At 56.9% G+C, this 13,995-nt stretch carries 11 protein-coding genes; 7 read left to right on the top strand and 4 right to left on the bottom strand.

The window, feature by feature from the left end; all coding sequences use genetic code 11:
* Window positions 1-2 precede the first annotated feature (2 nt).
* The 6 genes from Q9R35_RS13200 to phoU all read left to right on the top strand — a co-directional run bounded on the left by Q9R35_RS13200 (window position 3) and on the right by phoU (window position 4,770).
* Window positions 3-1,133 (top strand): ABC transporter ATP-binding protein, encoded by a 1,131-nt coding sequence (locus Q9R35_RS13200; RefSeq protein ID WP_042484336.1) that lies wholly within the window; start codon window positions 3-5, stop codon window positions 1,131-1,133.
* Complete coding sequence (locus Q9R35_RS13195; RefSeq protein WP_042484340.1) at window positions 1,130-2,050, top strand: ABC transporter permease subunit; 921 nt, start codon at window positions 1,130-1,132, stop codon at window positions 2,048-2,050. Before Q9R35_RS13200 ends, Q9R35_RS13195 begins: the two co-directional genes overlap by 4 nt.
* Window positions 2,047-2,853 carry an ABC transporter permease subunit gene (locus Q9R35_RS13190; RefSeq protein ID WP_042484343.1) on the top strand — a complete coding sequence of 269 codons (807 nt, stop codon included), beginning with the start codon at window positions 2,047-2,049 and terminating at the stop codon, window positions 2,851-2,853. Before Q9R35_RS13195 ends, Q9R35_RS13190 begins: the two co-directional genes overlap by 4 nt.
* A gap of 27 nt (window positions 2,854-2,880) precedes the next feature.
* Window positions 2,881-3,225, top strand: coding sequence for a Spx/MgsR family RNA polymerase-binding regulatory protein (locus tag Q9R35_RS13185; protein WP_042484346.1), 345 nt, complete (start codon window positions 2,881-2,883; stop codon window positions 3,223-3,225).
* A gap of 39 nt (window positions 3,226-3,264) precedes the next feature.
* Window positions 3,265-3,948 (top strand): ribose-5-phosphate isomerase RpiA, encoded by a 684-nt coding sequence (gene rpiA / locus Q9R35_RS13180; protein ID WP_042484348.1) that lies wholly within the window; start codon window positions 3,265-3,267, stop codon window positions 3,946-3,948.
* A gap of 87 nt (window positions 3,949-4,035) precedes the next feature.
* Window positions 4,036-4,770, top strand: a complete 735-nt coding sequence (phoU, locus tag Q9R35_RS13175) for a phosphate signaling complex protein PhoU (RefSeq protein ID WP_009461659.1) — start codon at window positions 4,036-4,038, stop codon at window positions 4,768-4,770.
* A gap of 104 nt (window positions 4,771-4,874) precedes the next feature.
* Here phoU and Q9R35_RS13170 read toward each other — a convergent pair whose 3' ends face one another.
* From Q9R35_RS13170 to argA, 4 genes are all read right to left on the bottom strand, one after another.
* Window positions 4,875-6,161, bottom strand: coding sequence for an EAL domain-containing protein (locus Q9R35_RS13170; protein ID WP_311219968.1), 1,287 nt, complete (start codon window positions 6,159-6,161; stop codon window positions 4,875-4,877).
* Window positions 6,162-6,418: 257 nt separating this feature from the next.
* The gene (locus tag Q9R35_RS13165) at window positions 6,419-7,876 is read right to left on the bottom strand and encodes a SulP family inorganic anion transporter (RefSeq protein ID WP_109088660.1); all 1,458 of its coding nucleotides are present in this window, start codon (window positions 7,874-7,876) and stop codon (window positions 6,419-6,421) included.
* A 316-nt stretch (window positions 7,877-8,192) separates the two neighbouring features.
* Window positions 8,193-8,465 carry an oxidative damage protection protein gene (locus Q9R35_RS13160; protein WP_009461661.1) on the bottom strand — a complete coding sequence of 91 codons (273 nt, stop codon included), beginning with the start codon at window positions 8,463-8,465 and terminating at the stop codon, window positions 8,193-8,195.
* Window positions 8,466-8,673: 208 nt separating this feature from the next.
* Window positions 8,674-10,029, bottom strand: coding sequence for an amino-acid N-acetyltransferase (gene argA, locus Q9R35_RS13155; RefSeq protein WP_042484360.1), 1,356 nt, complete (start codon window positions 10,027-10,029; stop codon window positions 8,674-8,676).
* A gap of 72 nt (window positions 10,030-10,101) precedes the next feature.
* Between argA and hrpA the strand changes: the two genes are divergently transcribed.
* A complete protein-coding gene (gene hrpA, locus Q9R35_RS13150; RefSeq protein ID WP_311219967.1) occupies window positions 10,102-13,893 on the top strand; it encodes an ATP-dependent RNA helicase HrpA in 3,792 nt (1,263 codons plus the stop codon).
* Window positions 13,894-13,995: the final 102 nt, after the last annotated feature.

Genomic DNA, 13,995 nt, shown 5'->3' with positions numbered 1-13,995 from the left:
TCATGCAAGATATCCGTACCGGAACCTCGCCCTGGATGGATGGCGAGGATGCTTTCGTGCGTGTGGACGAAGTCGTCAAGATCTTTGGCGACACCGTGGCTGTTCAGTCCGTGAGTCTGGACGTGGCCCGTCACGAGATTTTTGCACTGCTGGGCAGTTCGGGCAGCGGCAAGTCCACCTTGCTGCGCATGCTGGCAGGGTTTGAGGAGCCGACTTCCGGTCGGATTTACCTGGACAACGAGGACATTACCGACCTGCCGCCTTATCGGCGGCCGGTCAATATGATGTTCCAGTCCTATGCGCTGTTCCCGCACATGTCGGTCGAGGCCAATGTGGCGTTTGGCCTGAAGCAGGAAGGCGTGCCCCGCAACGAAATCCACGAGCGTGTGTTCGAGGCGCTGGACCTGGTGCAGATGGCGGGTTTTTCACGCCGCAAGCCCAATCAGTTGTCGGGTGGTCAGCAACAGCGTGTCGCTCTGGCGCGTAGCCTGGTCAAGCGTCCCAAGCTGCTCTTGCTGGACGAGCCCATGTCCGCACTGGACAAGCAGATTCGTCAGAAAACCCAGATTGAACTGGTCAAGATTCTGGAGCGCGTGGGGGTGACTTGCATTATGGTGACCCACGATCAGGAAGAGGCCATGACCATGGCCAGCCGACTGGCGGTGATGTCCGACGGGCAGATCATCCAGTCCGGTACGCCTTACGACGTGTATTCCTTTCCGAACTCGCGTTTTGTGGCGGGCTTTATCGGTTCCACCAATCTGTTCACCGGCGTGGTGACGGTGGACGAGCCCGACCATGTTCATATCGAGTGCGAAGAATTAAGTCGCCCCTTGTATGTCAGCCACGGGATCAGCGAACCGCTGGGCATGGACGTGTACGTGTCCATCCGCCCCGAGCAGATCAAGGTGGGGCGTGAATTGCCTTCCGAGGATACCAACTGGGGCCACGGCATTGTGACCCACGTGTCCTGGATGGGCAGCTATACCCGCTACCAGATTCGTCTGGATGCCGGCATGCTGATCGAAGCGCAAATGCCCAGCGGTACCTTGGCCCAGCCTGATGCTCCCGGCGTGGACGAAGAAGTCTACGTGTCCTGGTCCGACGACAGCGCAACGGTACTGAGCACATGAAGAACCTGTCCTGGCGCAAACTGCTGCCCACCAGTCGCACGCTGGTGGTCGCACCCACATTCCTGTGGATGATTCTGTTTCTGCTGGTGCCGTTTTTGCTCGTGCTCAAGATCAGTTTTGCCGATCTTGATTTCGGGGTGCCGCCGTATACGCCCTTGGCCCAGTTTGCCGAGGAAAGCATTTCCTTTGTCCTGAACCTGCGCGGCTATATCCTGCTGTTCAGCGATAATCTGTATTTGGCCACCTACGTCAGTTCGCTGAAGATGGCCGCCGTCACCACGATCTTTTGTATCCTGATCGGCTACCCGGTGGCCTACTACATTGCGCGTTCCGCACCAGCCGTTCGCAGCCTGCTTTTGCTGGCGGTGATTCTGCCGTTCTGGACCTCCATGCTGCTGCGCGTCTATGCCTGGGTAGGCATTTTGCGGGGTGATGGCCTGCTCAATCAGGTCTTGCTGTGGACAGGCATTATTGATGCGCCGCTGGAAATCTACCGCACCGATCTGGCCGTTTACATCGGTTTGATCTACGCCTATCTGCCGTTTTTCATCCTGCCGCTGTATGCCAATCTGGTGAAGCTGGACATGCGTCTGCTGGAAGCCGCGTACGATCTGGGTGCACGTCCCTGGTCGGCGTTCTGGAATATCACCTTGCCCATGTCCATGTCCGGCGTGATTGCCGGTGCCATGCTGGTGTTTATTCCGGCAGTGGGGGAGTACGTCATTCCGGAAATGCTGGGTGGTGCCGATACCTTGATGATGGGCCGCGTCATGTGGACCGAGTTCTTCAATAATGCCGACTGGCCCATGGCCGCTGCCGTGACTTGCGTGATGGTCTTGTTGTTGATCATCCCTTTGATTTTCTTCCAGTACAGCCAGATGCGACAAATGGAAGCACAACGGGGAGGCCGCTCATGACCAAGCCTAATCTCTGGTTGCGTGCCCTGGTTCTGACTCTGGGCTTCGGCTTTCTGTACATCCCCATTCTGTTCCTGATTGTCTTTTCATTTAATGAATCGGCCATCATGACGTCCTGGTCGGGTTTTTCTTTCCGCTGGTATGAATCCCTGTTCCAGGACAAGGCCTTGCTCAGTGCCGCCAAGCTGTCCTTTCTGATTGCGGTGCTGACGGCCACCATGGCCACCATTCTGGGTACCTGGGCTGCTTATGTGCTGGCCCGCATGGGGCGCTTCAAGGGCTTTGCCCTGTACATTGGTTTGGTCAGCGCACCGCTGGTCATTCCGGAAGTGGTGTTGGGCATTTCCCTGCTGCTGATGTTTGTGGAACTGAACTCCCTGTTTGGCTGGCCGGAACAGAACGGTATTTTCACGATCTGGATCGGGCATGTGGTCTTGTGTACCGCCTATGCCACCGTGATTCTGCAATCGCGTATGCGTGAGCTGGATCGCTCCCAGGAAGAAGCGGCGCTGGATCTGGGCGCCACTCCCCTGAGAGCGTTTTTCCAGGTTGTCCTGCCCTCGATCGTGCCGTCCTTGATGGCTGCCTGGTTGCTGGCTTTTACCTTGTCGCTGGACGATGTGGTGATTGCCTCTTTCCTGTCTGGTCCGGGATTTACCACCTTGCCGGTGGAAGTTTTTTCGCGCGTACGTCTGGGCCTCAAGCCCGAGATCAACGCCCTGGCAACCCTGCTTATTTTGGTGATTGGTGTTTTTGTGGTCGTCGCCAATCGCTTGCAGGCACGCCGCGAGCGTCGCGCCTGATTGATAAGGAGTATTGCCGTGTTCACGATGTATGGTTTGAAAAACTGCAGCACCTGCCAAAAGGCGATTGCCTGGTTTGAGCAAAATGGTCTGTCGTTGACCTTTGTGGATTACCGCGAACATCCCTTGGAAGCGGCCCGTTTGCAACAATGGGCGCAGGAGCTGGGCGGTTGGCCCAAACTGGTCAACCGCGCTTCCATGACCTGGCGTAATCTGCCGGCGGAACGTAAAGAACCGCAGGACGATGCCCAATGGCTGGCCTTGATTGCCGAGTTTCCTGCCCTGGTACGCCGTCCCTTGCTGATTACGCCAGAGGGTGAAGTCAGCGTGGGCTTTAACGAAGGCAAATTTGCCGCTCGTTTTCTCAAGTAAACCAAAGGGGGGCCAAGCCCCCCGATTTTTATATCTGCCATGTACACACAGTCCGAACTCAAACAACAGGTGGCCCAGGCCGCCGTTGACTACGTCCTTCCTTTCCTGACCCCGGATTCCATTCTGGGTGTGGGTACAGGTTCCACGGTTGATCTGTTTATTGACGCCCTGGCGGCGCACAAGCATACCTTCAAGGCCGCGGCGTCCAGCTCGGAACGCTCCACTGCTCGCCTGCAAGGTCTGGGCATTGAAGTTCAAGACCTGAATACGATCGAACGCATGGACTGGTATGTCGATGGTGCCGACGAAATCGATGCCGCCCTGAACATGACCAAAGGCGGTGGTGGCGCACTGACTCGCGAGAAAATCGTGGCTTCGGTCTCGGACAAGTTTCTGTGCATTGTGGACGACTCCAAGCTGGTAGAACGTCTGGGGGCTTTCCCCTTGCCGGTGGAAGTCATTCCCATGGCCAAGAATGCGGTCGCCCGTCAGTTGCGTGCCCTGGGCGGCAATCCCGTCGAGCGTACGGGCTTTGTCACGGATAACGGCGGCCTGATTCTGGACGTGTCCGGTCTGTCCATTGAAGACCCGGCTGCTTTGGAAGCGCGCATCAACAATATGCCCGGTGTGGTGTGTTGCGGTCTGTTCGCCATTGCCCCGGCCAGTGTGGCCTTGATTGCCGGTCAACAAGGGGTACGTACCCTGTCGGGCAACGGTTTCTGAATTTTAATGTCTCTGTCATAATCGGTGCTTAATCTATGCACGGATTAAGCGCTGGCGCGAGCCATTTTGCTGTTAAAGAAGGCCACTATGAACGAACATACCAATAAGCAGTTTCACTCCGATCTGGAGGCCACCCGTTCGCTGTTCTTGCAGATGGGCGGTATTGTTGAATCGATGGTTCGCAGTGCGACCGAAGCCCTGCAAACCGGGGATATGTCGCTGGTTGACCAGGTTCGCGAGCGTGAAAAAGAAATCAACCGCCTGGAAGTGGAGATTGACGAGCGCATCACCAACCTGATCGCCCGTAATCAGCCCACCGCCATTGACCTGCGCATGTTGCTGTCCATCTCCAAAATGCTGACCGATATGGAACGCTGCGGGGACGAGGCCGAGCGCATCGCCAAGATGGCTCGCCGTCTGCACGAAGGTACCGCTGGCTACGAGCCTGTGGTCGAGCTGCGTCACATGAGCTCCTCGGTCGCTGGCATGATCAACGATGTGCTGGACGCCTTTGCGCGCCAGGACGCCGTGCACGCGGCACAGATTGTGCGCAGCGACAAGGAAGTGGATCGTGAATGGAAGGGTTCGCTGCGTCACATCATCACTTACATGATTGAAGACCCGCGCACGATCTCGCACTCTATTGACCTGATCTTTATCGCCCGTGCGCTGGAGCGTATTGGTGACCACGCCAAGAATATGGCTGAACGCGTGATCTACATGGTGCGTGGTGACGATGTGCGTCACACCGGTGTGAAGAACACCGAACGTACGGCACGTGGTGAGCCTTTGCCCGAACCGGAATCCGAAGACAAAGCCTGATTCTGATCCTGGCCTTCTTGCGTCAAGCCTTGCATGGTGTCATGCAAGGCTTGTTTGCTTTTTGGGGGGAGAGAAATGGGCGTCTGGCCTGCTGGGTTCCCCGCCTAGAAGCCAAAGCCGTAATCCGCCAGAGGCTCACCGGGGTAGAACTGGGTACGAACGTACACCGCATCCCGCACGGTAATCACATCAGAAGGTTTTAGCCAGTGTGGGTGGATTGTGGGCAGGGCCAGCAGAAAACCTTGAACACCATGAGCCCCGGACAGGCGCACAAACTCCAGATCCGCTTCATCCTCAACGCCCTCAATCACCACGTAAGGGCTGTAGTCGGCACAAACATTGACCAGATTACGTAGCAAATGTGCAGGCTGACCGGGAGTACGGGCTCGCAACAAGATAGAGCGGTCAATTTTGATAATGTCGGCGTGGGTCTGCACCAGAAAAGCCAGGGTGCTGTTGCCGGAGCCGGTGTCATCCAGGGCGATCCGCACCCCGAGATTTTGCAGCTGAGCAATCAGGCGCAGCGCGGTGGGTTTGTGAGCAATTGTGCCGGTTTCGGTCACTTCCAGAATCAGGCGTTGTGCCACATCGGGACGGCTGTCCAGATAGCTGAACAAGTCTTGCCACCATAAATCGTCCTGCAAGGAGCCGGCAGACAGATTCGCCCCCAGACACAGGGCAGGTTGGGCACTTAACAGTTCAACCACGCTGCGTAGAACACTGCGATCCAGCCGGGAAATCAGCCCCAGGCGCTCCAGGGCGCTAATCGCTTCAGGCAGTTGGTAATCAGCCTGGCCCTGGTGACGAATCAGGGCTTCTTCATAAAAGTATGTGTTCTGGTGCTGCTCACCCAGGTGGTAGACCGGCTGGAAGGCCAGCACCAAACGGCCAGCCTGCAAATCATCCAGCATCTGTACTGCCAGCGTCATGTCGTCCCGGTAGGTCTGGGCCCATACCTTGTGCCAGGCCGCCAAGGTGGCCGGGTGGCTATGGGAGCAGGGGTTGGGGGCGGGAGGGTGCAGCAGATCCTTGTCGTACTGGCGGTGGTCGAAATGGTAGGCCACCTGTGTATGCAAATAGATGCGTGTGTCTTCGTGTGCAATCGGGTCACACTCCAGCGCGGCCCCCAGCAGTTGGGCCAGGGTATTGGGATGGGCGCGCTGGAAACGGTTTTGCCTGCCCAACTGGCCCAGGGCAATCAGCACAAAATCGCCTTGAATAAAGACCTCGTCCGCTTTCAGACCGCAATCGAGCAGCCTTCGCTGCACGGTATCCAGAACAAAAGCGTGAAAGTCCGCGCCATACAAAGCCTGCAAGTAGCTCAGATTGACCAGCCACAAGCGCAAGTGGGTGGAGCAGTGATCAATCACGGGTATGTCTAGGCGGCTCATGAACTTCTTTTCCTGTGGGTAAAGCAAGTAAGCGGCTGCGCGGCACCACATCATGCGTGTGCCGGGCTGCTCAGAAAGAGGCAAGGGATAGGGAACCCGTTTAGCTGCAAGAGCTAAGCTTGCCTACGCGCACCCCACGAGTGCATCAAGGCCAGCCGTGATTCTCTTCCCTGGAGCCAGGAATAACTGTTGAAAATTCCCATTTCTTTTGATTTTTGACCATTCGGTGTCAAAACGTTGTGCCGGGTTTCATTTGGTTACGATATTTTCAGGTAAGAGGCGAATTGTTTGACCAAGGGACTGGTGCTGGCATCCAGCCCATGAACGTCAACTTGACTGCCACCACGGCGCAGTTTCAGCACCACCCGGTCCAGCGCGTCGACCGAGGTCAAATCCCAAAAGCGTGTCTGGCTGACATCGATGCAGATATAAGGGACTTTTTCCTGGTAATCAAACTGCGAGGTGAAGTTCTCGGAGGAGGCGAAGAACACTTGTCCGGAAACCAGATAGCTACGTGTTTGCCCGTCCTGGCTAAGGGTGGAAACGACGTGCAAGATACGGCGGACCTTGTGGGCAAAGAAGACGCCCGAAAACAGAACGCCTGTCAGCACGCCTTTGGCCAAGTCGTGGGTGGCAACGGTTACCACAACCGTTGCCAGCATGACGACGCTGGAGGTTTTGGGGTGAACCACCAGGTCTTTGACAGAGCCCCAGTTAAAGGTACTGATCGAGACCATGATCATGACGGCAACCAGGGCGGCCATGGGGATTTGCCTGACCCACTCATCCAGAAACACGACCAGTATCAGCAATACGACACCGGCCGTCAGCGTGGACAATCGGCCACGGCCACCCGACTTTACGTTGATAACGGATTGGCCAATCATGGCACACCCGGCCATCCCGCCCATAAAGCCTGTTGCGATATTGGCGATGCCTTGACCCACGCACTCCTTGTCCTTGTTGCTGCCGGTATCGGTCATGTCGTCCACGATGGTGGCTGTCATCAGTGATTCCAGCAGGCCCACCACACACAGGGTTGCCGAGTAGGGCAGGATGATTTGCAGCGTTTCCCACGTAAACGGGACCTGGGGAATCAGGAAGCTGGGCAGGCTGTCCGGCAAGGCGCCCATATCGCCGACCGTACGAATATCCAGCTCGAACACCCTATAGGCAATGCTCAACACAATGATGGCGACCAAGGGCGAAGGCACGGCCTTGGTGAAATAAGGCAGTCCGTAGATGATGAGCAGTCCCGCCGCTGTCATGGCGTAAACCGGCCAACTGACATTGGTCAGTTCCGGTAACTGGGCCATGAAAATCAAGATGGCCAAGGCATTGACAAAGCCGGTGATGACGGAGCGTGAGACGAACTGCATGAGCTGACCCAGGCGTAGAAAGCCGGCCAGCATCTGCAATATACCGGCAAGAATGGTGGCCGCCAGCAGGTAGTCCAGGCCATGTTCTTTGACCAGTGTCACCATGACCAGAGCCATGGCCCCCGTGGCCGCCGAAATCATGCCGGGTCGACCGCCGACAAAGGCAATCAGTGTGGCAATGGAGAAAGAAGCATACAGACCCACTTTGGGGTCCACGCCTGCAATGATGGAAAAGGCGATTGCCTCGGGGATCAGTGCCAGGGCGACGACCAGGCCAGCCAGCAAGTCACCCCGAACGTTGGAGAACCACTCCGTTCGAATTTTTTCAATAAACATTAATACACCGCGCTCAAGCAGAGATAACAAGCCTGTGTGCCCGGCTCGGTCAGCGAGCAGGCGGAACACAAGGCAAACCCGAACAAGCCCATAGCAACAGCGTGCTACGAACCGGTCAGAGGTAGGGGATGCAAGAAAGGAGCGCTCTTGCGGCGCGTTGCCTGCTTAGGGCGGTGTGACGGAATGGAAGTGTCCGCGCGGCATGGCTGAGCCCCGATAATCAAGCGGTGCGAGTGTGAGGAATGCGAGAGTAGCCATGGGCAGAATTGTACTCAGAAAACGGACCGCCGTTCAGCGATCCGCATTCTGCAAAGACTTAAGCGCTGGGGGCGGTAAAGCCGTCCGCTTCCACGTCCTTGTCTTCAAACAGATATTGTTCCATCTGTTCTTTCAAATACGTGCGGGCACGGGCGTCAGCCAGGTTCAGGCGGTTCTCGTTTACCAGACGGGTTTGCACGTCCATCCAGTTGGCCCAGGCCTGTTTGGAGATCGAGTGCCAGATCTTGGTACCCAGTTCGCCGGGGTAGGGGGGAAACTCCAGGCCCTCGGCTTCCTGTTTCAGCTTCACACAGTGAATCATGCGTGCCATATGCTTTCCTTTTTAATCAAATACTTGAATGGGCGTATTGTACTGAGGGCATAAAGGCCGTCAAACCAGCCCGATGGCGGCTTGATGTGCCAGGCGAATGATTTGCTGCCCATCATGCCCGGGCTTGATGACACCAAGGCGATGCGTGGGCATCGCCTTGCCTGTTTTTTTTGGAGTGGGCAGGACCTTGGAAGTTCAGCGCAAAGGCTTAAAGCTTCTTGATAAAGACCATGCTGTTGCGGGAGCGGTTGTAATGCGACTGCTTGCCCTTGGGCAGATCCGACACGCCACCTTGTACAAAACCGCGCTTGATAAACCAGTGCGAGGTGCGGGTGGTCAGCACGAACAGACGCTTGAAACCGGCCGCACGGGCCTTGGCTTCGGTATGACGCAAAAGGATTTCGCCTTCGCCCGAGCCTTGCCATTCCGGGTGCACGATGAGACAGGCCATCTCGGCCATGCTTTCTTCTTCGTAGGGGATCAGGGCAACGCAGCCGTAAATAATGCCGTCGTGCTCCAGAACCGTGAAGCGTTCCACTTCGCGCTCGATGACTGAACGACCACGGGGCACCAGGGTGCCATCAATTTCCAGGGGTTCAATCAGCTGCACAATCGCACCCACATCGTCCAGATTGGCCGGGCGCAAATCATCCAGTGTGTCTTCCACCACCATGGTGCCCACCCCGTCGTGGGTGAAGATTTCCAGCAAAATGCTGCCGTCCTGCTTGTAGGGCACCAGGTGCGCACGGGCAATACCGCGCTTGACGGCTTGCGAGGCATAGCGCAGGAAGGTGGAGCAGTCCTGGTCCAGCTTGCCCGAGGCCAGCAGGCCATCAGCATCGGCACGGGCCAGTTCTGAATCAATATCCAGATTATTGGAGTGACCAATATGCTCCGGCGTCAGGAAAATCAGTTTTTCAGCGCGCAGGGCGATGGCTGTGCTGGTCGCCAGATCTTCCATGTCCAGGGTAAAGGCCTCCCCGGTTGGAGAAAAACCCAGCGGGGAGAGTAGAATAAGCGCTCCTTGATTCAGGATGACGCGCATGGCGTCCACATCAAGTTTGCGCACCGCACCGGAATGTTTGAAGTCCAGGCCATCAATGACCCCCACAGGACGCGCGGTCACAAAGTTGCCCGAAATAATGCGAATCTGGGCATGTGACATGGGGGTGTTGGGCAAACCCTGGCTGAATGCGGCTTCAATATCCAGGCGAATTTCACCGGCAGCCTCTTTGGCGCATTCCAGAGCGACCGCACTGGTCGGCTCGGTACCGCGGCCAAATTGCGTGGTTTCGCCTTTCAGGCGCAGCTGCTCATTGACCTGGGGGCGTGAGCCATGCACCAGCACCAGCTTGATGCCCAGTGCCGACAGCAGCGACAAGTCCGGGATCAGGGTGTAGAGCAACCCATCGTTGATGAGCTCGCCCCCAAAGGCCACCACGAACGTCTTGCCACGAAAATCGTGTACATAAGGCGCCACTTCCCTGAACCATCGCACAAATTGTGCCTGGGATTCATCAGGGGTGTCGATGGCGTTGTACGAGTCGGGAATGTCTGTGTTCATTGCGGGGGATCTTTGCGTCCAAATGGTTTCAAGCCAAAATTATAATGATGTCTGTACCAGAAACTACCTTTCATGCATGAGTCCGACGAATTGACTGAAAACCCACACTCTTTACCAACAATTTCTTATCCTGATGACCTGCCAGTCAGCGCCCGACGGGCCCAAATTGCGCAGGCGATCAAAGACCATCAGGTGGTCATTGTGTGTGGTGAAACCGGCTCGGGCAAAACCACCCAATTACCCAAAATCTGTCTGGAGCTGGGCCGCGGCCTGCAGGGCAAGATTATTGGCCATACCCAGCCGCGCCGTCTGGCGGCCACGTCGGTCGCCAAGCGTATTGCCCAGGAGCTGCAATCCGAGATTGGTGACTGGGTAGGGTACCAAATCCGCTTTAATGACAAGACCGGGCCGCGCTCGGCCATCAAATTGATGACGGACGGGATTTTGCTGGCCGAGTCCCAGCGCGATCCTTTATTAAGTCGCTACGACACCATCATTATTGACGAAGCCCATGAACGCAGTCTGAACATTGACTTCCTGCTGGGCTTTTTAAAGCAGCTGCTGCCACGGCGTCCGGATCTGAAGCTGATCATTACCTCGGCCACGATTGATGCCGAGCGTTTCGCGCAGCACTTTGCTCACAAGGGCAAGAAGGCGCCGGTGATCGAAGTGTCGGGCCGTCTGTATCCCGTCGATATTGTGTATCGCCCGATTCTGGACCCGTCCTTGGTCGATACCGAGGAACGCCGCTCTGCCTCCGAGGAAGAGCGGGATCTGATGCAAGGCATTGTGGATGCGGTGCAGGAATGCGCCCGACACGGTACTGGCGATATTCTGGTGTTCCTGCCCGGCGAGCGCGAAATCCGTGAAGCGACCGAAGCGCTGGAAAAAGAAAAGCCCATCAATACCGTGATCCTGCCTTTGTTTGCGCGTCTGTCGCAGGCGGATCAGGAACGTATTTTTCGCCCCAAAGGCAATGCGCGTCGTGTGGTACTGGCGACCAACGTGGCCGAAACCTCCTTGACCGTACCCGGCATACGCTTTGTGGTCGATAGCGGTCTGGCCCGTATCAAGCGCTATTCCTGGCGCAACAAGGTCGAGCAGTTGCGTATTGAGGCGATCAGCCAGGCCTCGGCCAGCCAGCGGGCAGGGCGTTGCGGTCGTATTGGCCCCGGTATCTGTATTCGCCTGTATGACGAACAGGACTTCAAGAGCCGCCCCCCCTTTACGGATCCCGAGATTCTGCGTTCCTCGCTGGCCTCGGTGATTCTGCGCATGAAGGCCTTGCATCTGGACGATGTGGAAACCTTCCCCTTTGTGGAGCCGCCCACTGGCCGGGCGATTGCCGATGGCTATCAGATTCTGCAAGAACTGGGTGCGCTGGATGAACAGCAGCGCCTGACCAAGGTGGGTCGTTCTCTGGCCAAGCTGCCTGTGGACCCGCGTGTGGCCCGCATGATTCTGGCCGGTCATGAACATCATTGTTTGACGGAAATGCTGATCGTGGCCTCGGCCATGTCCGTGCAAGATCCGCGTGATCGCCCTGTGCACGAACGTGAGGCGGCCAATCAGGCCCATGCCCGTTTCAATGACGACAAATCCGAGTTCCTGTCCTATGTGAAGCTATGGAACTGGCTGGAAGAGCTGTCGCAGGAACAAAGCTCGCAGCGCAAGTTTGCCAATAGCGTCAAACAGGCTTTGTTGTCCCCACTGCGCATTCGGGAGTGGCGTGATGTTCATACCCAATTGCGCAGTCTGGTGCAGGAACAGCGCTGGGTCGCCAATCCCTCGGCAGCCACTTATGAGCAGGTGCATCTGGCCTTGCTGACGGGGCTGATCGGCAATATTGGCTACAAGAGTGAAGAAACCGGCGTCTATCAGGGCACGCGTGAGCTGCGCTTTGTGATTCACCCCGGTTCCAAGCTGGTCAAGAAAGCAGGCCGCTGGATTCTGGCAGGCGAGTTGATGGAAACCACGCGACTCTTTGCCCGTTGTGTGGCGCGTATCGAGCCGCAGTGGATTGAAAAAGTTGGCGCCCATTTGCTGCGTAAAACCTGGGGCGATCCGCGTTGGGAGAAGAAAGCTGGCCAAGTGGTAGCCAACGAGCGCGCTACCTTGTACGGCTTGCTGATTTACAGTGGCCGTCGCATTCACTTTGGCCGCATTGATCCGGTGCAGGCCCGCGAATTGTTCTTGCGCCAGGCTCTGGTGCCGGGCGAGATTGATTCCAACCTGCCTTTCCTGCGTCATAACCGTCAGCAAATTCAGGCGGTAGAGCGTTTGGAGCACCAATCTCGCCGTCCTGACATTCTGGTGGATGAGGAACTGATCTACGCCTTTTACGATCAGCGCATCCCCAAGGACGTGTACCAGACCGCCACATTGGAAAAGTGGTTCAAGGGCTTGTCCAAAGAGGAGGCCAAGGGCCTGGAGCTGAACCGCGACGAGCTGATGCAGCACGACGCAGCGGGTATCACCACCGAGGTCTTTCCGCGCTCCGTTGAATGGCAGGGTGTGAAGATGGCGCTGGATTATCACTTCGAGCCGGGTTCGGTGCGCGATGGGGTGACTTTGAGTGTGCCCTTGTTCGCCTTGAACCAGATCGACGCCGCGCGTTGTGAATGGCTGGTGCCCGGCATGTTGAAAGAAAAAGTGCTCGCGTTGCTGAAATCCTTGCCACAGCGTATTCGCCGCCATTGTGTGCCTTTGCCCGATTACGCCGCCGCCTTTCACCAGCGCTGGTTTGAAAAAGCGGCCGATCCGGGCATGAGCCTGCTGGACGCGATTTCCCAGGATATGTGGGCGCACGTCAAACAAAGACCACAGCGCAGCGATTTCAAGCCGGAAACGCTGGCGACGCACTTGTTCATGAACTTCCGGGTGATTGACGAGCATGGTCGCATGTTGTCGGGCGGCCGAAATCTGGACCAGCTCAAGGCCGAACATGGCCGTCAGGCGCAGGCCTCCTTCCAGCAGATGGCCGCCAGCGACGAGCAGGTGGCGCAGGTGCTGGATCACGAGCAACTGACCAGCTGGAGCTTTGGTGAACTGCCCGAGCTGATGGAAATCAAGCGCAAGGGACGCAGCTTTATTGGCTACCCCGCCTTGATTGACAAGAAAACCCATTGCGATCTGGATGTATTTGACGACCCGGCCCAGGCTCAGCGTCAACACCGACTGGGTTTGCGCCGTCTGTTCCGCCTGGCTTTGCGCGAGCAGGTGCGCTTTCTGGAAAAGAACATTACGGATCTGACCCGCATCAGCATGCTGTACATCAACCTGGGGACGCAGGAACAATTGCGTGACCAGATTATTGATGTGGCTCTGGAGCAGTCCTGCATGATGGAACCCTGGCCCAAGAACCAGGCGGAGTTCGAGGCCCGTGTACAGGAAGGGCGTAGCCGTCTGGGTCTGGTGGCCCAGGAAGTGGCGCGTCTGGCCGGGCAGATCTTGAATGAATGGAGTGCTGCCCAGAAGAAACTGGCGCAAATCAAAGCACACCCCGAGGCTTTGAAAGACATACAGCTGCAATTGAATGCCCTGATGCCCACTTTGTTTCTGGAAAGCAATGAGTACGCGCAGCTGGCTCATATGCCGCGCTACCTGAAAGCCGTACAAACTCGGGTGGACAAGCTGCGTGCCGACCCGGCTCGCGATCAACGCTTGATGCAGGATATGTCAGTCTTGCTGACGAAGTACCAGCGTGCCGTCGCGGCGCTGAAAGGTGCGACTGATAGCGGCTTGCGGGACTTCCGCTGGATGCTGGAGGAATTGCGCGTGTCCTTGTTTGCCCAGGAACTGCGCACCCCTATGCCTGTCTCGGTCAAGCGGCTGGAAAAAGCCTGGGCTGCCTTGCAGCGCTAGATTGTTTGTTATTTTGGTATTGGTCGGCAGGGGGCGGGTGATTGTGCGTTTGTTGTTCAGCGAGATGTGAACCAATCGAAACATATTGCCTGCCCTTATTCA

It is taken from the genome of Alcaligenes sp. AB3, from assembly GCF_031844565.1.
GTDB classification, from domain to species: Bacteria; Pseudomonadota; Gammaproteobacteria; order Burkholderiales; family Burkholderiaceae_B; genus Alcaligenes; species Alcaligenes faecalis.
This window is presented reverse-complemented; position numbering and strand designations above follow the sequence as displayed.

Coding starts and splice junctions, on each gene's coding strand:
- Q9R35_RS13200 (WP_042484336.1), top strand. CDS start 3: ATGCAAGATATCCGTACCGGAACCTCGCCCTGGATGGATGGCGAGGAT.
- Q9R35_RS13195 (WP_042484340.1), top strand. CDS start 1,130: ATGAAGAACCTGTCCTGGCGCAAACTGCTGCCCACCAGTCGCACGCTG.
- Q9R35_RS13190 (WP_042484343.1), top strand. CDS start 2,047: ATGACCAAGCCTAATCTCTGGTTGCGTGCCCTGGTTCTGACTCTGGGC.
- Q9R35_RS13185 (WP_042484346.1), top strand. CDS start 2,881: ATGTATGGTTTGAAAAACTGCAGCACCTGCCAAAAGGCGATTGCCTGG.
- rpiA (WP_042484348.1), top strand. CDS start 3,265: ATGTACACACAGTCCGAACTCAAACAACAGGTGGCCCAGGCCGCCGTT.
- phoU (WP_009461659.1), top strand. CDS start 4,036: ATGAACGAACATACCAATAAGCAGTTTCACTCCGATCTGGAGGCCACC.
- Q9R35_RS13170 (WP_311219968.1), bottom strand. CDS start 6,161: ATGAGCCGCCTAGACATACCCGTGATTGATCACTGCTCCACCCACTTG.
- Q9R35_RS13165 (WP_109088660.1), bottom strand. CDS start 7,876: ATGTTTATTGAAAAAATTCGAACGGAGTGGTTCTCCAACGTTCGGGGT.
- Q9R35_RS13160 (WP_009461661.1), bottom strand. CDS start 8,465: ATGGCACGCATGATTCACTGTGTGAAGCTGAAACAGGAAGCCGAGGGC.
- argA (WP_042484360.1), bottom strand. CDS start 10,029: ATGAACACAGACATTCCCGACTCGTACAACGCCATCGACACCCCTGAT.
- hrpA (WP_311219967.1), top strand. CDS start 10,102: ATGCATGAGTCCGACGAATTGACTGAAAACCCACACTCTTTACCAACA.